Source organism: Streptomyces sp. NBC_00510 (genome assembly GCA_036013505.1).
Classification (GTDB): domain Bacteria; phylum Actinomycetota; class Actinomycetes; order Streptomycetales; family Streptomycetaceae; genus Actinacidiphila.
On sequence record CP107851.1, the window covers coordinates 9,071,101 to 9,094,591 of the forward strand.

24 protein-coding genes are annotated in these 23,491 nt (G+C 73.8%); 10 read left to right on the top strand and 14 right to left on the bottom strand.

Features of this window, described 5'->3' with window-relative positions; genetic code table 11:
- Window positions 1-47: 47 nt before the first annotated feature.
- The 7 genes from OG937_41470 to OG937_41500 form a co-directional block, all read right to left on the bottom strand.
- Window positions 48-932 carry a DMT family transporter gene (locus OG937_41470; GenBank protein ID WUD77724.1) on the bottom strand — a complete coding sequence of 295 codons (885 nt, stop codon included), beginning with the start codon at window positions 930-932 and terminating at the stop codon, window positions 48-50.
- 136 nt (window positions 933-1,068) lie between these two features.
- On the bottom strand, window positions 1,069-2,643 hold the full coding sequence (locus OG937_41475) for an alpha/beta hydrolase (protein WUD77725.1): 1,575 nt from the start codon (window positions 2,641-2,643) through the stop codon (window positions 1,069-1,071).
- A gap of 216 nt (window positions 2,644-2,859) precedes the next feature.
- On the bottom strand, window positions 2,860-3,774 hold the full coding sequence (locus tag OG937_41480) for a hypothetical protein (protein ID WUD77726.1): 915 nt from the start codon (window positions 3,772-3,774) through the stop codon (window positions 2,860-2,862).
- Between the two features lie 411 nt (window positions 3,775-4,185).
- The gene (locus OG937_41485) at window positions 4,186-5,139 is read right to left on the bottom strand and encodes an endonuclease/exonuclease/phosphatase family protein (GenBank protein WUD79043.1); all 954 of its coding nucleotides are present in this window, start codon (window positions 5,137-5,139) and stop codon (window positions 4,186-4,188) included.
- 131 nt (window positions 5,140-5,270) lie between these two features.
- Window positions 5,271-5,783: a molybdenum cofactor biosysynthesis protein gene (locus tag OG937_41490; GenBank protein ID WUD77727.1), complete on the bottom strand. Its 513-nt coding sequence runs from the start codon at window positions 5,781-5,783 to the stop codon at window positions 5,271-5,273.
- A gap of 44 nt (window positions 5,784-5,827) precedes the next feature.
- Window positions 5,828-6,637, bottom strand: a complete 810-nt coding sequence (locus tag OG937_41495) for a DUF427 domain-containing protein (protein ID WUD77728.1) — start codon at window positions 6,635-6,637, stop codon at window positions 5,828-5,830.
- A 99-nt stretch (window positions 6,638-6,736) separates the two neighbouring features.
- Window positions 6,737-7,708 carry a LysR family transcriptional regulator gene (locus tag OG937_41500; GenBank protein ID WUD77729.1) on the bottom strand — a complete coding sequence of 324 codons (972 nt, stop codon included), beginning with the start codon at window positions 7,706-7,708 and terminating at the stop codon, window positions 6,737-6,739.
- 30 nt (window positions 7,709-7,738) lie between these two features.
- On the opposite strand from OG937_41500, the gene OG937_41505 reads away from it, so the two are divergent.
- Window positions 7,739-8,635, top strand: coding sequence for a class A beta-lactamase-related serine hydrolase (locus OG937_41505; protein ID WUD77730.1), 897 nt, complete (start codon window positions 7,739-7,741; stop codon window positions 8,633-8,635).
- Between the two features lie 83 nt (window positions 8,636-8,718).
- A complete protein-coding gene (locus tag OG937_41510) occupies window positions 8,719-9,723 on the top strand; it encodes an MBL fold metallo-hydrolase (protein ID WUD77731.1) in 1,005 nt (334 codons plus the stop codon).
- A gap of 31 nt (window positions 9,724-9,754) precedes the next feature.
- Here OG937_41510 and OG937_41515 read toward each other — a convergent pair whose 3' ends face one another.
- Window positions 9,755-10,264, bottom strand: a complete 510-nt coding sequence (locus OG937_41515) for a DinB family protein (protein ID WUD77732.1) — start codon at window positions 10,262-10,264, stop codon at window positions 9,755-9,757.
- A gap of 137 nt (window positions 10,265-10,401) precedes the next feature.
- On the opposite strand from OG937_41515, the gene OG937_41520 reads away from it, so the two are divergent.
- A complete protein-coding gene (locus tag OG937_41520) occupies window positions 10,402-10,794 on the top strand; it encodes a metalloregulator ArsR/SmtB family transcription factor (GenBank protein ID WUD77733.1) in 393 nt (130 codons plus the stop codon).
- Entirely contained in the window at window positions 10,791-10,946 is a 156-nt protein-coding gene (locus tag OG937_41525) for a DUF6126 family protein (protein ID WUD77734.1), read from the top strand. Before OG937_41520 ends, OG937_41525 begins: the two co-directional genes overlap by 4 nt.
- Window positions 10,947-10,959: 13 nt before the next feature.
- Here the strand turns inward: OG937_41525 and OG937_41530 are convergent, their stop codons facing one another.
- From OG937_41530 to OG937_41540, 3 genes are read right to left on the bottom strand one after another with little or no spacing between them, the layout of a single operon-like run.
- Window positions 10,960-11,370: an ATP-binding protein gene (locus OG937_41530; GenBank protein WUD77735.1), complete on the bottom strand. Its 411-nt coding sequence runs from the start codon at window positions 11,368-11,370 to the stop codon at window positions 10,960-10,962.
- A gap of 11 nt (window positions 11,371-11,381) precedes the next feature.
- Complete coding sequence (locus OG937_41535; GenBank protein WUD77736.1) at window positions 11,382-11,783, bottom strand: pyridoxamine 5'-phosphate oxidase family protein; 402 nt, start codon at window positions 11,781-11,783, stop codon at window positions 11,382-11,384.
- On the bottom strand, window positions 11,780-13,405 hold the full coding sequence (locus OG937_41540) for a SulP family inorganic anion transporter (protein WUD79044.1): 1,626 nt from the start codon (window positions 13,403-13,405) through the stop codon (window positions 11,780-11,782). Before OG937_41540 ends, OG937_41535 begins: the two co-directional genes overlap by 4 nt.
- 200 nt (window positions 13,406-13,605) lie before the next feature.
- Here OG937_41540 and OG937_41545 point away from each other — a divergent pair, with 200 nt between their 5' ends.
- Genes OG937_41545 through OG937_41555 form a run of 3 tightly spaced genes read left to right on the top strand, consistent with a single transcriptional unit; the run spans window position 13,606 to window position 14,680 of the window.
- Window positions 13,606-13,836 (top strand): hypothetical protein, encoded by a 231-nt coding sequence (locus OG937_41545; protein WUD77737.1) that lies wholly within the window; start codon window positions 13,606-13,608, stop codon window positions 13,834-13,836.
- A 50-nt stretch (window positions 13,837-13,886) separates the two neighbouring features.
- On the top strand, window positions 13,887-14,489 hold the full coding sequence (locus tag OG937_41550) for a TetR/AcrR family transcriptional regulator (protein ID WUD77738.1): 603 nt from the start codon (window positions 13,887-13,889) through the stop codon (window positions 14,487-14,489).
- A 26-nt stretch (window positions 14,490-14,515) separates the two neighbouring features.
- Window positions 14,516-14,680 (top strand): hypothetical protein, encoded by a 165-nt coding sequence (locus OG937_41555; protein WUD77739.1) that lies wholly within the window; start codon window positions 14,516-14,518, stop codon window positions 14,678-14,680.
- A gap of 12 nt (window positions 14,681-14,692) precedes the next feature.
- Here OG937_41555 and OG937_41560 read toward each other — a convergent pair whose 3' ends face one another.
- The 3 genes from OG937_41560 to OG937_41570 form a co-directional block, all read right to left on the bottom strand.
- Complete coding sequence (locus OG937_41560) at window positions 14,693-15,550, bottom strand: TIGR03620 family F420-dependent LLM class oxidoreductase (GenBank protein ID WUD77740.1); 858 nt, start codon at window positions 15,548-15,550, stop codon at window positions 14,693-14,695.
- Window positions 15,551-15,638: 88 nt separating this feature from the next.
- Entirely contained in the window at window positions 15,639-16,388 is a 750-nt protein-coding gene (locus tag OG937_41565) for a glucose 1-dehydrogenase (GenBank protein WUD77741.1), read from the bottom strand.
- Window positions 16,389-16,679: 291 nt separating this feature from the next.
- A complete protein-coding gene (locus OG937_41570) occupies window positions 16,680-17,432 on the bottom strand; it encodes an SDR family oxidoreductase (protein ID WUD77742.1) in 753 nt (250 codons plus the stop codon).
- A gap of 362 nt (window positions 17,433-17,794) precedes the next feature.
- On the opposite strand from OG937_41570, the gene OG937_41575 reads away from it, so the two are divergent.
- The 3 genes from OG937_41575 (at window position 17,795) to OG937_41585 (ending at window position 23,470) form a co-directional block, all read left to right on the top strand.
- Complete coding sequence (locus OG937_41575) at window positions 17,795-20,704, top strand: M4 family metallopeptidase (protein WUD77743.1); 2,910 nt, start codon at window positions 17,795-17,797, stop codon at window positions 20,702-20,704.
- Between the two features lie 128 nt (window positions 20,705-20,832).
- Entirely contained in the window at window positions 20,833-21,852 is a 1,020-nt protein-coding gene (locus OG937_41580; protein WUD77744.1) for a helix-turn-helix transcriptional regulator, read from the top strand.
- Window positions 21,853-21,964: 112 nt separating this feature from the next.
- The gene (locus OG937_41585) at window positions 21,965-23,470 is read left to right on the top strand and encodes an aldehyde dehydrogenase family protein (GenBank protein ID WUD77745.1); all 1,506 of its coding nucleotides are present in this window, start codon (window positions 21,965-21,967) and stop codon (window positions 23,468-23,470) included.
- Window positions 23,471-23,491: the final 21 nt, after the last annotated feature.

Here is a 23,491-nt window from a genome sequence, read left to right on the forward strand (position 1 = left end):
ACCCACGGGGCCACCGCCCGCCGGGAATTCGCCCCCCTGGCCGCCGACTAGTCGGCGACCGCGGGCGACGCCGCCCGCGGACCGGGGACCCGGTGCGTACGGCCCGCCGGGGGTGCCGGCCGGGACAGGACCACCACGCCCCGCCCCGCCGCCACCGCCCCCGCCAGGGCCACCGCCAGGCCCACCGAGCCGCCCCGGAAACCCTCGCCGAGCAGCAGGACACCGACGCACCCCGCGACCAGGGGGTTCGCCAACGTGACCGCTGCCAGCGCGACGCCCAGCCCACCCCGGTACGCCTCCTGCGACCACACCATCCCCGCGGTCGCCAGGACACCGGTGCAGCCGGCCGCCACCAGGAGCATCGGGTCGGCGACGGCCGCTCCGAGCCCGCTCGCGGCCAGGTGCACCACCAGGCCCTGGGTCAGGCACGAGGCGATCCCGAACGCCGCGCCCGCCGCCGTCGCGAAGCGCAGCGCGCGCACCACGGAGCGGTCGGCCCCCCACGGGACCCGGGTCAGCGCCAGCGCCGCCGCCGCCGTGATCGCGGCCAGTAGGACCAACTCGGCACCACCCAGTGCCCGTTCCGTACCGGGCGGCGCCGTGGACAGCAGAAGGGCGACCAGCCCCAGGACGGTCAGCCCGGCCCCGCGCCACTCCCGGGGCCGCACGCGGCGCCGGCCGAGGGCGGCGTGCAGCGGCAGCGCCAGTACGAGGGTCAGCGCGCCCAGTGCCTGGACCACGGTCAGCGACCCGTACCGCAGGGCGACCGCGTGCAGCCCCGCCCCGGCCGCCTGGAGGACCAGCGCCAGCGTCCACAGGCCGCCCGTCGGCTTCCGCCCGGCGGCGGCCGTACGTTCCTGGGCGACCGCCGCCGTCGCGTAGCAGACCGCCGACAGCAGGGCCGCCGCCAGGGACAGCACGCCGGGGTTCATGCGAGCGCCCTCGGAACGGGCATGGGGCTCCTCCTGGTGTGCGGGGGTGGTGGCGCGGGCCTCCAGCACATCGTGCGCGCCGCCCCCGGGGCATCAGGGTCCACCCCGAGCCGCCCCCGAACCCTTGTCGGGGACGTCAGGCGCAGACCGTGCCGGCGGGCGGCAACTGGCCCCGGGTCAGGTAGCCGTCGACGGCGTCGTCGACGCAGCCGACCGACCTGAGGTAGGCGGTGTGCCCGTCGCCGTCGTAGGTGAGGAGCCGGCCCGAGGAGAGCAGGCGGGCCAGGGTCCGCGCTTCGGAGTAGGGGGTCGCCGGGTCGCGGGTGGTGCCGACGACCAGGATCGGCGCGGCGCCGGACGCGGTGAGGGCACCGGCAGGCTGGTCCGCGGGGACCGGCCAGTGGGCGCAGGTGGACAGCTGGTCCGCGAAGTACGTGCCGAAGCGGGGCGAGGCGCGGACGAACGCGGGGAACGCCGCGCGTGCCTGCGCGGGCGTGGCCCGTGGTCCCAGGGTGCCGCTGAGGCAGCTGATCGCGACGTACGCGTCACCGCTGAAACCGGAGTCGTCGAAGGCCCCGCCCAGTTCCTGCACGGTGGTGGTGCCCCCGGAGCGCACCTCGCCGAGCGCGGCGCGCAGCTTCTCCCACGCGGGCGCCATGAGCGCCGTGGTGACCGCGCTGATGAGGGCGTCGCCGTCGACCACGACGTCCTTGCCCTGCCGCAACGGGCTCCGGTCGAGGGCCTCGACCAGGGCGTCGAGGGTGCGGCCTGCCTCGGCGGCGGAGTGACCCACGGGGCAGGCCGGGCGGGCGGCGCAGTCGGCGGCGAAGGAGTCCCAGGCGATCTGGTAGCCCCGGGCCTGTCCCAGGAGGCTGTGGACGCCGTCGAGCGTGGGGTCGACGGCGCCGTCCAGCACCATGCGGCCGACGTGGGACGGGAAGAGGTCGGCGTAGCTCGCACCGAGGTAGGAGCCGTAGGAGAAGCCGAGGTAGTGCAGCCGCTCGTCGTCGAGGAGGGCGCGCACGAGTTCCATGTCCCGGGCCGAGTCGAGCGTGCCCACGTGGGACAGCAGACGCCCCGCGCCGCGCTCGCACGCGGCGGCGGTGTCGCGTGCCGACTCGTCGGCCGCGGCGAAGTCCGGCGCGTCAGCGCCGGGCAGGCCCCGCACCCCCGCAGGGGTGCCGGCCGTACCGGTGCCGCAGCGCACCGGGGTGCTGTCGCCGACCCCGCGCGGGTCGACCGCGACCAGGTCGTATGCGGTCCGTACGGCTGCTGAGAAGGTCCCGGCGTAGGACCAGAGCGAGGTGATCGCGGGTTCGCCGGGGCCGCCGGGGTTGAAGAGCAGCGACCCGATGCGCTGGGAGGCGGTCCCGATGGCCTGCTTGCGGGTGGCGGTCAGCCGGATGTCGCCCGCCGACGGACGGGCGTAGTCCAGCGGGGCCCGCAGGGTGGCGCACTGGAACGACGGCTCGTCCGTGCAGGGTTTCCAGTCGAGCCTCTGCCGGTAGTAGCCGGCCAGTGCGGGAGGAACGGTCGCAGCGGCGGCGGTGCCCGGCGGCCCCGCGGGGCCGTGCCCCGCGCTCCGCCCCGGCGGACCGGCCGAGCAGGCGGTCAGCAGGAGTGCGCAGGCCCAGAGCGCGACGAGCGCCGCGTGGTGGAGCCCGCGCCGGGGTCCGGGGGATATGGGGCCGGTGGTCCGGGCTGCCTTCATCGCCACGTCTCTCCTTCACCTTCCGGTGCGTGATCAGTGCACCACGCAGCGTGTCCGGCGGGAGCGTTCGCGTAGCCCGGTGGAGTGAACCGCGGGCGGGCGGGCCCGGGCCGTGACGGGGGCGGTACGGTACGGCCGGCCGGCGGCGGACAGCAGCCCGCCCCGGGCCCGTGTGCGGGCCCGGGGCGGAGTGCCGTGCGCGGGGATGCGGGAGGGTCAGGCCTCGCCACCCTGCGTGCGACGCCGGCGCAGGAGGAACACGCCGCCCGCCGCCGCGGCGGCGAGGAGGGAGGCGCCGGTGAGGCTCTCGGCGGTGTTCATGCCGGTCGAACCGCCGAAGCCGGTGTCGGGCGCGCCGCCGTTGTTGTCGTTGTCGTTGTCATTGTCGTTGCCGTAGTCGTTGTCGTTGTCCCGGTCGTTGTCACGGTCGTGGCCGTGGTGACGCTTCTTGTAGCACTTGCGGTCGTGGTCGCGTCCCCGGTCGCCGTAGCCGCCGCGGTCGCCGTTGCCACCCCGGTCGCCGTAGCCGCCGCGGCCGTTGTCGTCGTCACCGCGGTCGTCACCCCGGCCGCCGTGGCCGCCCCGGCCCTGCCCGCCCCACGAGCACTTGTCGCGGCTGTGGCCACGGCCGTAGTTGCCGTAGTCGTCCTCGTAGTCGTCCCCGTACTCGTCGTCGTTGTCGTAGTTGTTGTTGTTGTTGGTGTTGTTGTTCGTGTTGGTGCCGTTGTTCTCCGTGGTGGTTCCGCCGTCGCGGTCACCCTCCGTGCTGGTCGTAGTCGGAACGGTCAGGGTGCCGACGCTGCCCTGGTCGGACTTCGGGCCGATCATGCAGCTGACGGTGATGGTGTACGTGTTGGCCGGCGCGTCGTCGGGAATCGTGAACGTGCCGGTCAGGGGGCCGCCCGGGGTCGCCGCGCTGAGGGACAGGGCGTTGCGCAGCAGGCCGGACGGGAAGGCGTTGGCGTTCACCATCGCGCCGGGCGCCTGGCAAACCTCCGAACTGGCGGTGACGGTGACGGAGCGTCCGTTCTGGGCGACGTTGACGTCGACCACGGCGAAGGCCTGCGCGTTCGGAAGGACGACCGCCGCAGCGGTCATCGTCGCCATCGCCAGGATGCGAGCACCACGCATGGAGCTGAACCTCCTTGTGGACGGGGCAGGCGGGATGTGGCCCCCGGCACGACTGCCAGCGCGTCCTCGAGACCTATATGGCGATCATCCGCAGCCGCTCCGCACCCCGAGACCGGCGGAGGGGTAGGGCCGAATGGGGTGGGGCCGTGCCGCAGCCGGGACGTTCATGCAGGTCAGGGGCGGCGTGATGGCCCGAATAAGAAAAATGTGAAGAGATGTCCAACCGGGTGACGAGGCATCAGCTAATCTTGCGGCAGCAGGGCGGTGGAGTCTCGGGGCATCGGACCCCACATTGGCTGACACTTCGTCAGTGCGCTTTGCCGTGCCCCGACATGGCTGCGGAGCGAAGTCCGCCCCACCTCGGACGGGTCGTCAGGCCCGTGTCCGGGAACGGGATTCGACCGCCCGCGATCAGAACCGGATGCGGGCCGCGACGGGCAGGTGGTCGCTCCCGGTCGCCGGCAGGGTCCGTACGTCCGAGACCGTCGCGGACCGCGCCAGGACCTGGTCGATCCGGGCCAGCGGGAACCGCCCCGGCCAGCTGAACGCCAGCCCCGACTCCGGGGCGTCCAGCCGCGAGGTGAGCGGGGCGAGCCCGCGGTCCTCGACCGTGCCGTTGAGGTCCCCGAGCAGGATCACCCGGTCCAGCCGCTCGGCCGCGATCGCGGCGCCGAGGAGGGCCGCGCTCTCGTCCCGCCTGCCGGAACCGAACCCGGACGGGCCGAGGCGGAGCGAGGGCAGGTGGGCCACGTACACGGCGACGTCCCCCTGCGGCATCCAGGCGGTCGCCCGTAGGCCCCGGTCCCAGTCCTCGCCGAGGTCCGCGGGCCGGATGTCGATCCTGCGCCCGTCCACCAGGGGATACCGGGACCACAGCCCGACCGTGCCGAAGCGCACGTGATGGGGGAAGGCCGCGTCCAGGACGGCGCCGAAGTCCGGCAGCAGGGCCGGCGTCAGCTCCTGGAGGGCGATCAAGTCCGGTTCCGCCGCCACCAGTTGCCCGGCCGTACCCGCCGGATCGGCGTTCTCGTCACTGACGTTGTGCTGCACCGCGACGGGGTCGTCCCCGGAACCGCCGCGCGGGCCCAGCGGATCACCGAAGACCGCGAGCCATGCCGCCAGCGGTACCAGGAGCGCGCACAGGGCGACTCCCGAGCGCCGCAACAGGGCCGCGCACAGCAGCAACGGGATGCCGAGCCCCAGCCACGGCAGGAACGTCTCCAGCAGGCTCCCCCACCGGCCGGGGCCGTTCGGCACCGAGGCGTGGCACACGAGCAGCAGCGCCAGCAGGAGCGGAAGCGCCACCAGGAGCCCGTCCCACCGCCGCGGGCCGCGCCATCCGCGGCCGTTCCCCGCCGCGTCCATCCGCCCCTGATCCATCCGCCCGTGATCCGCCCGCTCGTGAACCGTCCGCCTCAGTGATCGCACGCAGCAACGACGCCGGGCCGCGGGATCCGGTTCCCGTGGCACCCCGTGACGGGGCCGGCACACCCCCGCTACGCCGTCTCCCTCTCGTCCTCCACGACCCGGAACTCCGCCGGCCCCAGCGTTAGCACGCCGTCGCTCAGCGGCGTGCACCGCACCCCGCCCTTGCCGCGCAGCGCGCGCTGCGCCCCCGGACCGATGACGGCGTCCATCCAGGCGCAGGGCCGGGCGGGGCGCCGCACCGCGAACAGGACGGGCCCCGCCCCGGTGTCCAGGGACACGGTCGTGCCCACGTAAGCGTCGATGTCGACGCCGCGGAGCAGCACGTTGCGGCGGGTGTGCCGCAGGTCGGTCTCCGGGGCGATGTCCAGCGGCAGGCTCTCCGCCGCCATGAGGGTGACGGCGGCGTTCCGATGGGCCGGCCGCGCGTAGTAGCGGTCGCCCACGAGCCCGAGCCCGCTCCGCACCTCGGCGCTCCGCACGAGCTCCCCGTCCGGCGCCGCCGACGGCCCCTCCGACGGCCGCCCCGTGTACCGGTGCGCGGGCGACACCAGCAATTGCACGACTTCGACCTGCTGAGACATGCGGCCAGCCTAATTCGCCGCCCGCCGTGCCCGGCGCGGGCGTTTCAGGGCTTTCCGAGGCGACGCCGGTCCCACTCCGCCCGGGACATCGCGGTGGGGCGGGGGAGCGGCGCGCCGTCGACGTACAGGTCCACGTGCTCGTTGTAGAACGCGACCATCCCCGCGACGGGGGCGCACGCCACCGTGGGGAAGTCGTACGCCCAGGCGATGTCCTTGTGGGTGGCGACGTCGCCGTCGAACGACCAGTAGCCGCTCGTCGTGCCCTTGTACGGGCAGCGCGTGACCGTGTCGGAGGGACGCAGTCGGGTCCAGTCGACGTGCACGCGCTCGACGTAGTAGCGGGTCGGCAGGCCGGTCTCGAACAGCGTCACCGCGTGCGGCGCGTCGGCGAGGACGGTGCCGTCGATCTCCACACGGACGCTGCTGGAGGAGCGCAGGGCGTCCACGCGGGTGTAGGGGCTCCGCGGGTGGACGAAGACCTGCTCGTCCTCCTCGTACCAGGCGTCGAGGGCCTCCCAGCGGAAGCGCGCGGTGCCCAGCAGTCGGTCCGGGGCGCCTTCGTCCCAGACCCAGGCCGCGCCCTCGCGGACCTCGGAGCCGACGCGCAGCGAGTGGCGGCGTGCCGGGCCGGGGCCCAGCCGGCCGGCCCGGCCGTCGTCGGTGAGCACCCCCTCGGTCAGGTCCTTGACCGGGATGCTGTACTGCGGATAGCCGGGCCACTCCCACACGTACATGGCATGCCGGGTGTCGAAAACGGTACGGCCCCCGACCAGCGCCCGGATGCGCCGTGGGACGGGTTCGACGTGGCCGACCGGGACGATCAGACCCGGATGGTTCACGCTCTCGTCCGCCATCGGTGATCACCTCGGTCCGTTCACGGGCTTCCGTACGCCCAGCTTCTCCGGCGTCCGCGTGATCGGCCACCCCGGCCGTGCCCGGGGCACGCCGCCGTCTCAGCCGAACACCACCGACCACGGCCGTGGCGGCCCGTCCGGCGGGGCCGACGGGCCTGCGCGGCGCTCGTGGGCCACCGCACCGTGCCGGGCCAGCACGCGCGCGGCGAGCGCCGCGAAGCGCGGGGCCGCGGGGTGCGCGGAGGGGCCGGCGGGCCAGGCGCCGCCGATCCGGCGGGCGAGGGGACGTCCGGACAGCGGCCGCCAGGCCACGCGTGGCTCCCTGCGGGCCGCGGCGCCCTGGTCGAAGGCGACGCCGCCGCCCGCCGCGACGAGGGCGAGCAGGAACTCGGGGCTCGAGGCGTGCCGGACGCCACCGGGGACGAAGCCCGCCGCGCGGCAGCCCTCCAGCAGCCGGTCGTACCAGCCGGGAGCCTCGTCGCGCGGGAACACCACGAGATCCTGGCCGGACAGATCGGCGAGGGACACCTGCGGACCGCGGGCCACCGGCGAGGCACGGGGGAGGACGACTCCCAGGTCGAAGGCGACCTCCGGGCCGAGCCGCAGTCCGGCCGCCTCCACCGGGCGGTGGACGAGGCCGACGTCGAGGCCGCCCGCACCGAGGAGCCGTAGCTGCTCCGCGGTGGTCGCCTCCCGCAGATCGACCGCCAGACCCGGCGCGTGCTCCGTGCACGCGGCGAGCAGCGCGGAGACCACCGCCGCCGTGGTGCCGGTGGGTACGGCCGCCCGCAGGGTGCCCAGGCCCCCGTCGGCGGCACGCCGCGCCAGGGCCCGCAGGCGGTCCTCACGGGCCAGGAGTTCCCTCGCCTCCTCCAGCAGCAGCGTCCCCGCCGAGGTCAGCGCGGTACGGCGCCGCGACCGGTCGAACAGCTCCGCACCGAGCTCCCGCTCCAGCGCGCGCACCGCCTGGCTGACCGGCGGCTGTGCCGTGCCCAGCCGGTCGGCGGCGCGGCCGAAGTGCAGTTCCTCCGCGACGGCGACGAAGATACGCAGGTGGCGCAAGAGATCCACGATCAAGGACCCTACGCGAGGAGGCTGTTGATGGTCGAGGAGGACATCCGGGAGGTGTTCGCGGCGGCGGGCGCCGAAGGGCTGCTGCACGCCGTAGCGGTCGGTGCGGGAGCCGGCGACACGGCCGAGGTCGCCGTCGGCGCGGACGAGCCCGTCGTCCTCGCGTCGGTCGTGAAGATCCTCCTGGTGCTGGAGTTCGCCCGCCAGGTGGCCGCCGGCCAGCTCGACCCCCGTGAGCGCGTACGGGTCACCGAGGCCGACCGGCTCGGCGGCTGGGGTACCGCGGGATGCGCCGACGACGTCGAACTCTCGCTCCGCGATCTCGCCCACTTCGCGATGTCGGTCAGCGACAACACCGCGGCGGACCTGCTGCTGGCCCGGATCGGACTGGACACCGTACGGCTCCTCGTCGAGGAGCTCGGGCTCACCGGCATCCGGCTCGTGGGCGGCCCCCGGGACGTCCTGGAGTCGATGCTCGCCGACGTCGGGGCCGGCACCGAAGCGGAGTTCGCGGCCCGTTGGCCCGCCCTGCCGGAGGAACGGAAGCGACGGCTGGCCGTCCTGGACCCCACGCGGACCAACGCCGGCACGCCCCGGGAGATCACCCGGCTGCTCGGGCTCATCTGGCGAGACGAGGCCGGCCCGCCGCAGGCCTGCGCCTGGGTCAGGGAGCTGATGGGCCGGCAGGTCTTCCGGCACCGGATGGTCTCCGGCTTCCCCGGCGAGGTGACGGTGGCCGCCAAGACCGGCACGCTGCCCGGTCTGCACCTGGAGGCGGGGGTCGTCGGCCACCCGGACGGCGGGCGCTACGCGGTCGCCGTCTTCGCCCGCACCCGCGAACTGACCGCGGTACGCCCCGCGGTGGACTCCGCGATCGGCGCGGCCGCCCGGATCGCGGTGGACTTCCTGCGGGCCAACCGCCGCTGACCTGCACTCATAGTGGATCGCGTATCAGGCGTGCGGAATTCCGGTCTTGGACGCGGGCGCCCCTGCCTTGATCTTCTGAGGCCATGAGCGACGACAGTGACGCACGAGACGTGAAGAGGTTCGGACGGCGCACGATGCTGCGGGGTGCCGCGCTGTCCGCGACCACCCCGCTGCTGCCGGGCACGGTGTCCACGGCGGCAGCGGCGGCACCCGCGGCCCGGCGCGGGGCCCCGGACGCCGGCGCGGCGACCTTCCGCTGGCTGGGCACCGCGGGCTGGCGCATCGACGTCTCCGGCCGGACCGTGCTCTTCGACCCTTACGTCACACGGTTCCCCACCGGGCTCTTCACCGGGGCCTTCGACCCCGCCACCCGGCTGCGGACCGATGAGGCCGCGGTCCGGGAGCGCGTCGGCCACCCCGAACTCGTGCTCGTCAGCCACTCGCACTGGGACCACCTCGCCGACGTGCCGTACATCGCCTCCTCCACCGGCGCCCGGGTCGTCGGCACGGAGACCACCTACCACCTGCTGGTCGCCCTCGGCGTCGACCCGGCGCGGATCTCGGTGGTGAAGGGCGGCGAAGTGCTGGACTTCGACGGCATCGTGGTGGAGGTCGTCGCGAGCCTCCACAGCCGGAACAAGGGGTACTCCTACTTCGCCCCCGGCAGGCACGCCGCACCGCCCCCGGCCCGCCCGGAGACCATCGCCGACCTTCCTGAGGGCGACACCCTCGCCTTCCAGGTCACGGCAGGTGCCGAGGGGCCCTCGGCGTTCCTGATGGGCGCCAGTGACTTCAGCGAGCGCGCGGCCCGGGGACTGCGCCCGGACCTGGCCATGGTCGCCGTACCGACCAGCGCCTCGACGCACCAGTACGTCCCCCGGTTGCTGCGGGCGCTCGGCGACCCCGGCGTCGTCGTGCCCGTGCACTGGGACGACTTCGAGCGGCCGCTGGACCTGGAGCCGAGGCCCGACCCGTCGGCGGACGTCGGGGCCTTCACCGCGCAGGTCCGCCGCGAGTCGCCCGCGACGCGCGTCGTCGTCCCCGACTACCGCACCCTCTACGGCGCGGACATGCGGCCGGTTCCCTGACGGCCGGTTCCCGGACCGCGCGCGGGGCCGGTCAGGCCCCTACGGCGCCGTCGACGCCCTCGCGGAGGAAGTCCGCGTGCCCGTTGTGACGGCCGTACTCCAGGAGCACGTGCACCATGACCATCCGCAGGGAGACGTCCTCGCCCCAGCGCGGCTGGTGCCCGGCCAGGTCCAGGGACCCGGCCGCCTCCTCGATCCGCCGGGAGTTCGCCACCTCGGCCTCCCAGGCCGTGAAGGCCTCGGCGCGGGTGGACGCGCTCGCGTCGTAGGCCGCCTGGAAGTCGATCCTGTCGGACCAGACCATGGGCGCGTCGTTGTCCTCGAACACCCGGCGGAACCAGGCGCGTTCCACCTCCGCCATGTGCCGGACGAGCCCGAGCAGCGAGAGCGTGGACGGAGGCATCGACTGCCGCCGCAGTTCCTCGTCCGTGAGCCCCCGGCACTTCATGGCCAGCGTGGCCCGGTGGTAGTCGAGGAACGCCCGGAGCGTCTCGCGCTCCCCGCCGAGCAGCGGCGGGCCCACGCGGTCGTCGTCGGTCACTGATGCCCACTTCCTGCGTCGCGGTCGTGGAGGCCAGGCTCTCACCCCGGCCTCGCGCCAGGCCCCCGCATCACGGTGGGCTAGGATTGAAGAGTTCTTCAATTGGCGAATCTCTCCAGAAGGTACGGGTGGTCCGGGTGCAGGTTCCGCTCTACCAGGCCAAGGCGGAGTTCTTCCGCATGCTCGGGCACCCCGTGCGCATCCGCGTCCTGGAACTCCTGCAGGACGGGCCCAAGCCGGTGCGGGACCTCCTCAACGCCATGGAGATCGAGCCCTCCAGCCTCTCCCAGCAGCTCGCCGTACTGCGCCGCTCCGGCATCGTGACCGCCACGCGCACCGGCTCCACCGTGGTGTACGAGCTGGCGGGCGGCGACGTGGCGGAACTGCTCCGGGCGGCCCGCAGGATCCTCACGGAGCTGCTGACCGGGCAGCAGGACCTGCTGGCCGAGCTGAAGCAGACCGAGGAAGGCCCCGCCGTCCGTACGCCCGGCCCGCCCGGCCCGCCCGGCAAGGCCGGTGACGCCGCGTGAGCGCCGGGACCGGCTCCGGTAGGGACACGAGCGGCGAGAAGTACAAGCAGCGGGCGGGGCTGCTGCGCGTCCTCGTCTACGTCTTCGTCACCCACTTCATCGCCGGTTTCATCACCCTGCTGTTCTACCTGGGGCAGCACGCTCCCAAGTGAGGGGGCCACGGGTTCACGCCGTGTGCAGCGGCAGGGTGACCCATATGCCCTTGCCGCCGGTGCCGGGGTCGGGGAGCACCGCGGCGGTGCCCCCGCATTCGGCGGTGACCTCGGCGACCATGGCCAGCCCGCCTCCGGTCGCGGCGGCGCGGAGCAGGTCCGGCCGGTGGGGATGCAGGTCGTACACGGCGAGGGCGAGCACCCCGCCGCCCGTCGCGTAGACGACGTCCAGGCTGGGGGAGACCCCGGCGGCGTGCCGGACGCTGTTCGCGACCAGTTCGCTGAGGATCAGCAGGGCCCGGCCCAGCACCGCGTCGCCCGGGCCGACGCCCCAGGAGGTGTAGACGTACTCGCCCGTCCTGCGGGCCACGGTCACGGACAGGGGCGCCGTCGGGAGGGTCAGCACATGGCGGCGCTGCAGCATGGCGCGAGCGGTCACCGGGCGCCGCCGAGCCGGTGCCCCTGGAGCGTGAGGGGGTGGATCCGCAGCAGGGTGTCGTGCGGGCCGTGGACCCAGCCGCTGAGCGTGCGCCGGTAGTGGGCGGCCTCGTGGGCGTCGCTGAGGTCCTGGGCGGGTCCGGTGGCCGTGACCGACCAGCCGGTGCCCGAGGCCCGGTGGAACCGGTCGCAGTGGTACGTCACGTCGCCGCCCTGCGTCACCGCGGTGAGCGGGACGGGTGCGCGGACGACGAGCGCGCCGTACTCCAGGACGTGTACGGCGGGGCGGACGACCACCGTGCCGCGCAGCAGGTACACCAGGCGGCCGCTGCCGGCCCCTTCCAGCAGCCACAGCGCCTCCGCCCCGGTCAGGTCGGTCATGCGGGACGCGGGACTCATCCGGCGGCCTCCCCCCGCAGCACACCGGCCCGGTGCAACCGGGCGCGGGCCGCGCGGACGGCCTCCGGGGCCGTGGCGTGCACCAGGTCCGCGTCCCGCAGCGCGTCCAGCACGCCCAGCGCGTCCAGCGCGTGCCGCTGTCCGGGCCGGAGGCCGGACGCCAGCACCGTGATGCCGCGGCGGTTCAGCCGCTCGATGGCGTCCTTGAGGACCAGGGCGCCGGTGGCGTCGACGTGGGTGACGCGGGAGAGCCGCAGGATGACCACCGACACGTCGGCGACCTCGGTGAGTTCGAGCAGGGAACGGTGGGCGGCGGCGAAGAACAGGGGTCCGTCGATGCGGAAGGCCACGATGTGCTCGGCGAGCAGGGCGTGTTCCCCGGCGCCGTGCCCGTCCGCCGGACCCTCGTGCAGCGGCACCCGATCCAGCCGGACCTGCCGCGCCACCGCGCGCAGCGCCAGGGCCCCGGCCACCACCAGCCCGATGACGACCGCGTACGTCAGGTCCACGGCCAGCGTCGCGGCCGCGGTCAGCAGCAGGACCGCGCCGTCGGCGCGGGTCGCCCGGGCCATCGCTCGCAGCGATCCGACCTCGACCATCCGGATCGCGGTGGCGAGCAGCACCCCTGCTAGCGCCGCCAGCGGGATGCTCCCCACCAGCGGAGCGGCGACGAAGACGATCACCGCCAGGACGGCGGCGTGGGTCAGCGCGGCCAGCCGCGAGCCCGCTCCGGTACGGACGTTGACGGCGGTGCGGGCGATCGCCGCCGTGGCCGGCACCCCGCCGAACAGCGGGACGACCAGGTTCGCCAGGCCCTGGCCGAACAATTCCCGGTCCGGGTCGTGGCACTGTCCGCGCGTCATCCCGTCCGCGACGGTCGCCGACAGCAGCGACTCCAGGGCGGCCAGGGCCGCGACCGCCACGGCCGGTGCCAGCAGTGAGGGGAGCGCGCCCGGGTCGAGGAACCCCAGGGAAGGCGCGGGCAGGCCGGACGGCAGGTGCCCGATGTGTGCCACCGGAAGGTCCGCGGCCTCGGCGGCGATCGTGACCACGACGACGGCCGGCAACGAGAACGGCAGGCGCGGGCGCCACCTGGCACCCGCCAAGATGGTGCCGGCCACCGCCGCCGAGAGCGCGAGGGACGCCCAGTGGGGGTGGGCCAGGAACTCCCGTACGGCCCGCAGGGCCACGGCCGCGGCCTTCTCGCCGTCCGGCGTGGGCACCCCGAGGGCCGCCGGCACCTGCTGCAGCCCGATCACACACGCGATCCCGAGGGTGAAGCCCTCCACGACGGGCGCCGGCACGTAGCGCATGTACCGGCCGGCGCGCAGCAGGGCCAGCCCGATGAGCAGCGCACCGGCCATCAGGCCCACGGTCAGGACCCCGCCGGGCCCGTACCGGGCGACGATGGGGACCAGCACTACGGTCATCGCCCCGGTCGGCCCGGAGACCTGCACGTTCGATCCGCCGAACAGGGCCGCCACCGACCCCGCCACCACAGCCGTGGCCAGTCCGGCCTCCGCCCCGAGCCCTGAGGAGACTCCGAACGCCAGCGCGAGCGGCAGGGCCACCACCGCCACGGTCAATCCGGCGAGCAGGTCGCGGCGGGGCTGCCGCCGCATCGCCGTCAGATCGCCCCGCGCGGGCAGCAACGCGCGTACGGAGCCCCAGATTCGCCCTGCCAGCCAAGTCACCGTGCGAAGACACCGGCCCCGTCGTCCCTCGCCCCGGCCGGTTGCCGGGAACGGCCCGCAGCCGTGCCCCGCGTTTCCCGTTACGGCACAGCGGGATCATCATGTAGCGAATTGAAGATTTTTGCAATTTGTGGATCCGAGGGCCGGCCGGACCCTCCGGCGGCGTCCCTGGCGAACCCGCGTGCGTCGAGGAGGCGCAGCGGGAGGGAGACCTGGATCCGGGGGCCGATCCGCGGGAGCTCGGCAGGCTGATGCTGGCCGTCCTGCAGAGGATGGAGTTCCTCGCCAAGACCCGCATGGACGCGTCGGGGCTGCTGCGGATCGGGCGGGCGGCGCCGGCCCGCCTCCCGCGCCCCTGACCGGCGCGGTATCATAACGGTCGTTACAGATCGCCGGGCAGGAGGCCACCATGGCGGGAGGACGGCCGCGCGCCTTCGACGTCGACGAAGTGCTGGACCGGGCGCTCGAGGTGTTCTGGCGCCAAGGCTACGAGGGCACCGGGATCTCGGACCTGACCCGGGCCATGGGCATCAACCCGCCGAGCCTGTACGGCGCCTTCGGCAACAAGGAGGAGCTGTTCAAGCGGGTCCTCGACCACTACGCCGACGGCCCTGCCCGCTACATCCGCGAGGCGTTCGCCGAGTCCGACACGCGCCGCGTCGTCGAGCGGCTGCTGCACGGCGCCGCGGACGCCACGACCCGGCCCGACTGTCCTCCGGGCTGCCTCACCGTTCAGGGAGGCCTCGCCGCGTCGCCCGGGTCGGAGACCGTGCGCGCGGAACTCACCGCCCGCCGGGCGGCCGGCGAGGCGGCGCTCCGGCTGAGGCTGGAGAAGGCGCGGGCGGACGGGGAACTGCCCGCCGACGCCGATCCGGCCGATCTCGCCCGCTACTTCATCGCGGTGTACCAGGGCGTCGCCGTGCAGGCCGCGGGCGGCGCGACCCGTGAGGAACTGCACCGGGTCGTCGATCTCGCGTTGGGCGCCTGGCCCGCGGAGCCGGCGGCCGGCTGACACCGCCGAAGGGGAGGTCCGCGGGCGTGAGCGCCAACACCAGGCTGACCATCGCCGCCCACGTGCTCACGTGGACGGCGATGGACCAGCGTGACGACGGCCCGGCGGCCGCGTCGGAGCGGATCGCGGGCAGCGTCAACACCAAGCCCATCGCCGACGTGCTCCGCGACACGCTCGCCCAGCGGCGCTGACCGGCCCCTGGCTCAGCGGGCGAGGGCGGCGAGTTCCCGCCACCGCGCCAGCGGGAGGGCGGAGTCCGCGGTGATGACGTGGAGGCAGACGTGATCGGCGCCGGCCTGGTGGTGGGCGCGGACGCGGGCGCCGATGGCCTCGGTGTCCCCCCAGGCCACGACGGCGTCGATGAGCCGGTCGCTGCCGCCGCCGGCCAGGTCGTCCTCGGTGAAGCCCTGGCGGAGCAGGCTGCGGGCGTAGTGATCCATGGCGAGGAACGCCCCGAGGAAGTCCCGGGCGGCGGCACGGGCCCTGGCAGGGTCGCGCTCCGGCACGACCGCCTGATAGGGCGCCAGGAGGGGGCCGGGTCCGAGCAGTTCCCTGGCCGCCGCCGAGTGCTCGGGGGTGACCATGAACGGGTGCACACCCGCGGTGCGTCGTCCCGCGAGCCGGACCATCTTCGGCCCCAGCGCGGCCATGACGCGCTCCTCGGCCCGTACGGGGGCCGGGGCGCCGTCGAGCTCGTCCAGGTAGGCGTCCATGTCCGACAGCGGCCGGTAGGGGTGCCCCGCGCCGCGTGCGGCTGCCGCGTCGCTGACGCCGAGGCCGAGGAGGAGCCGGCGGTCGTACCGCTGCTGCAGCCGCGCGTGTCCCGCAGCCATCTCCGCTGCCCGGTGGCGCCAGATGCTGAGCACTCCGACCGCGACGCGCGCGGTGCGGGTGGCGCGGAGCAGCCGTTCCGAGTCGCCGAGGATGTCGCCGCCGCCGAGTCCCGGGATCCACAAGGCACCCCAGCCCATCGCGTCGAGTTCGGCTGCGGCGTCCTCGATCGCTCCCGGATCGGCCGTGCGCAGCTCGATGCTCCAGATCCCTGTCCGTCCCATGTCCATCGCGTGTGTCCCGTCTGTGCTGGTGGTGCCGGTGCGTACGGCTGGCGCCGAGGCCTCCCCACCGCGGACGGGGAGGCCTCGGTGACGGTCAGACCTGGTTGGTGCCGCCGTCGACGAAGAGCTCGATGCCGGTGATGAAGGTGCTCTCGTCGGAGGCGAGGAAGACGGCCGCGGCGGCGACCTCCTCGGGCCGGCCCATCCGGCCGAGCGGGATCTGGCCGACGAGGAAGCCCTTGAGCTGCGCCCTCTGCTCGGCGTCGGCTGCGAGGCCGTCGATGCCGGGTGTGTCGATCGTGCCGGGGCTGATGGAGTTGACCCGGATCGAGCGGCCCCTGAGCTCGGCTGCCCAGGTCCGGGCGAAGGAGCGCACCGCCGCCTTGGACGCCCCGTAGACGCCGAAGGCCTCGTTGCCGACCGAGCCCGCGGTGGAGCCGGTGAGGATGACCGAGGCGCCGTCGTTGAGCAGCGGCAGCGCCTTCTGCACGGTGAAGAGCAGGCCCTTGACGTTGGTCGCGAAGATCTCGTCGAAGTGCTGCTCGGTGACCTGCTCCAGGGTGGAGAAGCTGCCACCGCCCGCGTTGGCGAAGAGCACGTCGATGCGCCGCCCCTGCTGGGCGACCGCGGCGTAGAGCCGGTCGAGACCGGCCAGGTCCGAGACGTCGCTGTGGACACCGGTGGCCCGGGGTCCGATCTCCGCCACGGCGGCGTCGAGCGCGTCCTTGCGGCGGCCGGTGACGAACACGTGCGCGCCCTCGGCGGCGAACCGCCGCGCGGTGGCCAGGCCGATGCCGCTGGTGCCGCCCGTGACGATGGCGGTCCTGCCGTCAAGCTGTCCCATGGTGTTGCTCCGAATCGCGATGAGTGATCGCCACGGCCCCCGACGTAACAAGATCTGTTACATATCGCCGCAGGGGACTCCCTCCGGTATTCCTCGTGCCCCGTTCGGGAGGCCGCGAGGAGGGGGTGGGGGTGGCGAGTTATGTAGTGGTCGATACGAAACTAAGTCGACCCGCGGGGAGTGTCAAGCGCCGCCTTTCCGGAGGATCTGGACCGCACGGTACGGAACCATTGGGTCTTCACGGCCTGAGAAGCGGCCTCGCGGAGCGGGGGAAGCGGGGGAGGAGCGGGCTCACACCTGCTGCTGGCCGCCGTCGACGAAGAGCTCCACCCCGGTGACGAAGGTGCTCTCGTCGGAGGCGAGGAAGGCGACCGCATCGGCGACCTCCTCGGGCCGGCCCATGCGGCCGAGCGGCACCGTGCCGACCAGGGTGTCCAGCAGGCGGCGGTTCTGCTCGGGGTCGGGGGCCAGGCTGTTGATCCCCGGGGTCTCGACCGGTCCGGGGCTCAGGGTGTTCACCCGGATGGCCCGGCCCTTGAGCTCGTTGGCCCAGGTCCTGGCGAAGGAGCGCACGGCGGCCTTGGAGGCGCTGTAGACGGTGAACCCCTCGGCCCCGCCGCTGCCCGCCGTCGAGCCGGTGAGGATGACCGAGGCGCCGTCGTTGAGGAGCGGCAGCGCCTTCTGGACGGTGAAGAGCACGCCCTTCACGTTCGCCCCGAAGGTGTCGTCGAAGTCCTGCTCCGTCACGTCCTCCAGGCGGGCCAGCCTGCCGCCGCCCGCGTTGGCGAAGAGGACGTCGATGCGCCGTCCGGCGGCCTCGACCTGGGCGAACAGCCGGTCCAGGTCGGCGGGGACGGCGACGTCGCCGCGCACACCGGTGGCCCTGTCCGGGCCGATCGCCGCGACCGCGCCGCGCAGTTCCGGCTCCCGGCGGCCGGTGAGGAAGACATGCGCGCCCTCCGCGGCCAGGCGCTCGGCGGCGGCCAGCCCGATGCCGCTGGTCCCACCGGTGACCACCGCGGTCTTCCCGTCGAAACGCCCCATTGCCGGCCTCCAGCGTCGCTCGTGAGCAGTATCCGGCGGCCCGGCCGCCGCCGCACGGCGGGTGCGGGCGCCCGGGTGCCGGAGCCCGGGGAAGTCCGCGGGGCGTACGCGACGAGGGTGTCAGGGCCGTACGAAGCGGCCGTTCCTCCGGAACCGGGACCACACCGGGCACTTCGGCGCCCTCTGCCCGCCCTCCGGCTTCGCATCTGTGCAACTGCGCGTACTCCCCCCGGCTTTCGTCTTGTCACCCGGGTGTGATCACCACGAGGGTGCAGGGCGAGCCGCGGGCGCGAAGGTGCGCCGTGCATCCGATGTCCCACTACCGAGCCCGGGTCACTCCGGGCTGCCGGAGGCATTCGTCCATGTCAACACGCATACGGCCCAGACCGGTTCACCGATCCGGCCGCACCGGCCTGTCCGTCCTGCTCGCCGCCGCCGTCGCCCTGGGCGTCACCGGCCTGACCGGCCCCGCCCACGCCGCCGACCCCACCACCGGCACCGGGGCGGTGCCCGCGCCGCAGCCGGCCACCGACACCCCCGCCCTGATCGACGGCCTCGCCGACGCGGCCGACGCCTCCGTGCCCGCCGCCACCGCCGCCCGCACCCACCTGGCAGGCCACCGGGACCGCTACCGCATCCCCGCCCCCGACCGCGACCTGACCACCGACGCCGTCACCACCGACGCCGACGGCACCGAGACCGTCCGCCTGGGCCAGAAGTACCGCGGCATCCCCGTCCTGGGCGCCCAGTACGTCGTCCGCATGAACCACAAGGACGGCAAACGCACCGTCACCGGCACCTCCGGCTCCTACTTCACCGCCCTCGACCTCGACACTACCCGCCCCACCCTCCCCGCCCCCACCGCCGTGCAGGGCGCGGTGCGTCAGGTGCGCGCGGAGCTGGCGAAGGGCGGATACCGTCCCGCGCACGCCAAGAGCGCCAAGGACGACCTGACCGGCACCGACCGCGGGCTGACCGTGCTGCCCACCGGCAAGGGCGTGCTCGCCCGCCACGTCACCGTGCGCGGCACCGACCCGGCCACCGGCGCGCCCGTGGTCCAGGAGGTCTACGTCGACGCCGCCACCGGAGTCGCGGTCTTCGAGTACGGCGGCCTGCCCACGTTCGCGCCCACCGGCTCCGCCGGCGGCGCCACGCACCGCAGCGGCACGTCCATGCGCAGCGGCACCTCGATGCGGGGCGGCGCGCCCGCGGCCGCGACCGGATCGGCGGGCGTCACCGGCAGCGGCATCCTGCTCAGCGGCACCACCGTGCCGCTGAACCTCAGCAAGGACGCCGCCACCGGTCAGTACCTGATGCGCGACACCGCGCACATGGCCGACAGCACGAGCCACAACGTCATCCAGACCTGGGACGCCTCCAGCGTCTGGTACCAGGACGTGTCGGGCCAGTGGCCGGAGAGCGTCGTGCCGTTCGCGATGCCGACCACGAATGCGCCGCAGGAGATGACCGACAGCGGGGCGGTGGACGCCCACTGGGCGGCCGGGAAGGTGTACGAGTTCTACCGCGGCACCTTCGGGCGCGACAGCCTCGACGGCAAGGGCATGGCCATCAACTCCCTGGTCGGCGTGACGGACTTCGGCTCGCCGTTCGTCAACGCGTTCTGGGACCACACCAAGATGGTGTACGGCACCGGTGACGACGAGTACCGCTCCCTCGCCTCCGACCTGGACGTCGTCGGCCACGAGATGACGCACGGCGTCGTCGAGCACACCGCCGACCTCGTCTACGCCGGTCAGTCCGGCGCCATGAACGAGGCCATCGCCGACTACTTCGGCAACGTCATCGACGTCACCGTCAACCGCACCTCCATGACCGACCCCGAGGCCGGCCTCATCGGCGGCGACCTCTGCCGGACCCGGGCGCCGAAGGACTGCGCATTCCGCGACCTCAACGACGGCGCCACCACGAAGGGCTTCCTCGGGCTGCCCCTCGGCTCGTCCTACGACAACGGCGGAGTGCACGTCAACTCCACGATCTTCAGCGGCTCGCTGTGGGACATCCGTGAGAGCCTCGGCGGCGAACTCGCCGACAGAATCGTCTACAAGGCCCTCACCTCCTACATCACCCCCCTCGACGGCTTCGACGAGGGCCGTGACGCGGTCATCGCCGCCGCCAAGTCGCTGCACGTCAAGGGCGACCGCCTGGCCAAGGTGAAGAAGGCCTTCGACGCCCACGGCATCGTCCCCGGCTGGGAGCAGGACCTCGGCCTCGACAGCGACGTGCTGATGGGCAGGCTCGGCACCCTGATGCAGTACGTCGGCACCGGCAACAGCCCCAGCGCCCACGGCGACTGGTGGGCCGCCCCCAAGTCCAGCGCCGACGGCACCGAGCCGTACGCCGTGTGGACCGGCCGCACCGACGGCAAGGGCAAGCCCCGCCGGATCTCCCCGGTCGACGGACGCTCCCACCTCAGCCCGGTCACCGACGGCAAGCGCGTGGTGTGGGTGGCGGTCGGCGACGTCCCCGGCGACGACCCCTGGCTGCACACCTACGACATCCTGTCCGCGCCCGTGGGCGGCGGCGCCGTCAAGACGCTGTACAGCACCACCTCGGAGATCAGCGGCCTGAGCGTGGACGGCGACACGGTCGCCTGGTCCCGCCGTGACGAGGCGACCTCGCTGCAGCAGGTCCTGTACCTGAAGGGCGGCGACACCACGCCGCGTCAGGTGCCGCTCGGCCGGGACTACAACCAGGCCGTCGAGCCCGCCGTCAAGGACGGGCGCATCGCGTACATCCACGACGGTCTGTTCGACGGCACCTACGGGGTCGTCGTGGAGGTCTTCGACACCAGGACCGGGAAGACCGCCACCCTTGGCGCGCCCTCGCAGCCAGAGTGGATCAGCACGCCGGTGATCACCGCTGCCGGGGTGTACTGGCTGATCGACACCGACTACACCGACGACGACTTCACCACCCTGCGCCGGGCGTCCGTCGACGGTTCCACCGTCACCGACGTCATCGCGGAGAAGGGCCCGCGCCCCGTCCGGGCGTTCGGCCTCACGGCGTCGGACACCGCGGTCACGCTGACCGTGTACGCCTCGTTCTCACAGGTCTTCGACGACTACAACGACTCGCTGGCCAAGCTCTACCAGTTCACCCCGCAGGGCACCCCGCTGGGCCGGGTCTCCTGCAGCAAGGGCCAGCAGTCGAACGCCGCCGCAGGCACCGGCAGCCGCGTCCTGTGGATGGACACCACCACCACGGACACCGACCTGGTGACCCGGGCCGGCCCCGCGGGCACCTGCCGCTGAGCGGCCGCGACACCGCACCACCCCGACGGGGGCCCGGACCGGCGCACGCCGGACCGGGCCCCCGCCGGTCTTTCCGCGAGGCGTACGATCATCATGCGGGGCGCGGACGTACAGGGGTGGCAGGCTGCATGGATGTCTCATCGGGCGGTCCTTGGGCGGGGACGGGGCTGGGCCCCCTGGGCGGCCGGGTCCTGGAGTACCTGGTGAGCCACCCCTCGGCGGACGCCGCCGCGGTGGCCGAGGCGGTCGGCACGTCCGCCGACGAGGCCGAACGGGCGCTGCGGGGTCTCGAGGACGAGCTCCTGGTCATCCGCATCCCCGGCGGGTCCCCGCGCTGGAAGGCCGGCCCGCCGCGCTCCTCACTGGGTTCCCTGCTCGCCCGCCGGCGGAGCGAACTGGCCCGTACCGAGCTGTTCATGGAGCAGCTCGACGAGCTCTACCGCTCCGTCGCGCACCCCGGCGCGCCGAACCTGGTGGAGGTCCTGGAGCACGGCGACGAGGTCGCGGCCCGTTACGCGTACCTGCTGAAGGGCAGCAGGAACGAGGTGCTGCACCTGGCCAAGCCGCCCTACGTGACCGGGACCGAGGACGACTCGGGCCACCGGGACCCGGACCGCACCGCCGTCGCCCCGGGCGTACGGCTGCGGTCGGTGTACGAGGCCGACGGCTTCACCGACGAGGTGTCCCTGGAGACCGCGCTGCGCGGCACCGCGGTGGGCGGTGAGTTCCGCCTCGGTACCCGGCTCCCCGTCAAGCTGGCGCTGTTCGACCGGACCGCCGCCCTCCTCCCGCTCCACGGCGACCGGCCCTCGGCGGGATCGCTGGTGGTGCACTCCCCGGCCCTGATCGAGGTGTGCGTCGCGCTCTTCGAGGGCATCTGGGAACGCGCGACACCGGTCTCACTGGAGAGCCGCCAGGACTGGCCCGTCGCGCGCCGTGAGCGGGAGACCGTGGAGACCGACGAACGGACCCGGGAGATCCTCCACCTCATGGCCACGGGGATGAAGGACGACGCCATCGCCAGGGTGCTGGGCGTGAGCCGCCGGACGGTGCAGAAGCACGTCAGCGAGGCGGGCACCGCCCTCGGCGCCCGGACGCGGTTCCAGATCGCGCTCCTCGCCCATGAACGCGGTTGGCTCGACGGCTGAGCCGGCCGCCCGCGGCCCTCCCCGGCCGTTTGGGCTGCGCTATACACGGTGTTTGCCGATATAAAACGTTCAATCACTGTATACGGCACATACGGGTGCAAACCTGGAGTGTATGCGCATTTCGGAGCTGTCGAATCCGTACGGCACGGCCGGCGCACGACCGGCCGCGGGCGAGATCGTGGACCGGCCCTGGCACATGCTGATCGGCGGGGAGGCGACCGACGCGGCCTCGGGCCAGACCCTGGACGTGATCAATCCCGCGGACGAGACGGTGGTGACCCGGATACCCCTCGGCGGCATCGTCGACGTGGACGACGCGGTGGAGGCGGCCCGAACGGCGGCGCCCGCGTGGGGGGCCACCTCCGTGACGGACCGGGCGCGGGTGCTGGTCGCCCTCGCGGAGGCGATCGAGGAGCACGGCGAGGAACTGGCCTGGATCGACACCATCGACAACGGCAGCCCGGTCGCGGTCATGCGGGGCGACTTCCGCGTCGCCGCCGCCCAGCTGCGCTACTTCGCCGGACTCGCCCTCCAACTGCGCGGCGAGACCGTCCCCATGGCCGACCACGACGCCCTCGACTACACGCTGCGCGACCCCTTCGGCGTCGTCGGGCGGATTATCCCGTGGAACCATCCCCTGATGTTCGCGGCCGCCCGCATCGCCGCGCCGCTCCTCGCCGGCAACACCGTCGTCCTGAAGCCCGCCGAGGCGACCTCGCTGTCCGCCCTGCGGCTGGGTGAACTGGCCGCGGGCCTCGTACCGCCCGGGGTCCTGAACATCGTGCCGGGCCTGGGCTCCGTGGCGGGCGAACGGCTGGTGACCCACCCCGACGTCCCGCGCATCGCGTTCACGGGCTCGTCCATCACGGGACGCCGCGTCCAGGCGCGCGCGGCGAGCTCCGCGGTCAAGACGGTCACCCTCGAACTGGGCGGCAAGAACCCGCTGATCGTCTTCGCCGACGCCGATGTGCACGCGGCCGTGGACGGCGCGATGGCGGGCATGAACTTCACCTGGCAGGGCCAGAGCTGCGGCTCCACATCACGCCTGCTGGTCCATCGCTCCCTGTACGAGCGCGTCGTCAAGGAAGTGGGCAGGCGGATGGATGCCATGCGCCTCGGCGACCCGGCGGACCCCACCACGGACATCGGCCCCCTGGTCTCCGAGGAGCATTACCGCAAGGTGACCTCCTACATCCGGGCGGGACTGTCCGACCCCGCCCTCCGCCTCGTCGCGGGCGGCAGCGCCCCGCACCGGCCCGGCTACTACGTACGGCCCACCCTCTTCGCGGCCCACGCCGGCCCCTCCGGGCCGCTGTTCCGGGAGGAGATCTTCGGGCCGGTGCTGGTGGCGGCGCCCTTCGACGCGTACGACCAGGCGATCGCCGAGGCCAACGCCCTGCCGTACGGCCTGACCGCCAGCGTCTGGACCACCGACCTGCACACCGCCATGGCCGCGGCCCGCGACCTGCGCACCGGCTACGTGTGGATCAACGCCAGTTCCGCGCACATCCCCGGGACCGCCTTCGGCGGGGTGAAGAACTCGGGCGTCGGCCGGGAGGAGGGCATCGAGGAGCTGGAGTCCTACACCCAGCCGAAGAACGTCTACGTGCGGTTCTGAGCGGGAAAACCGCTTCTCCGC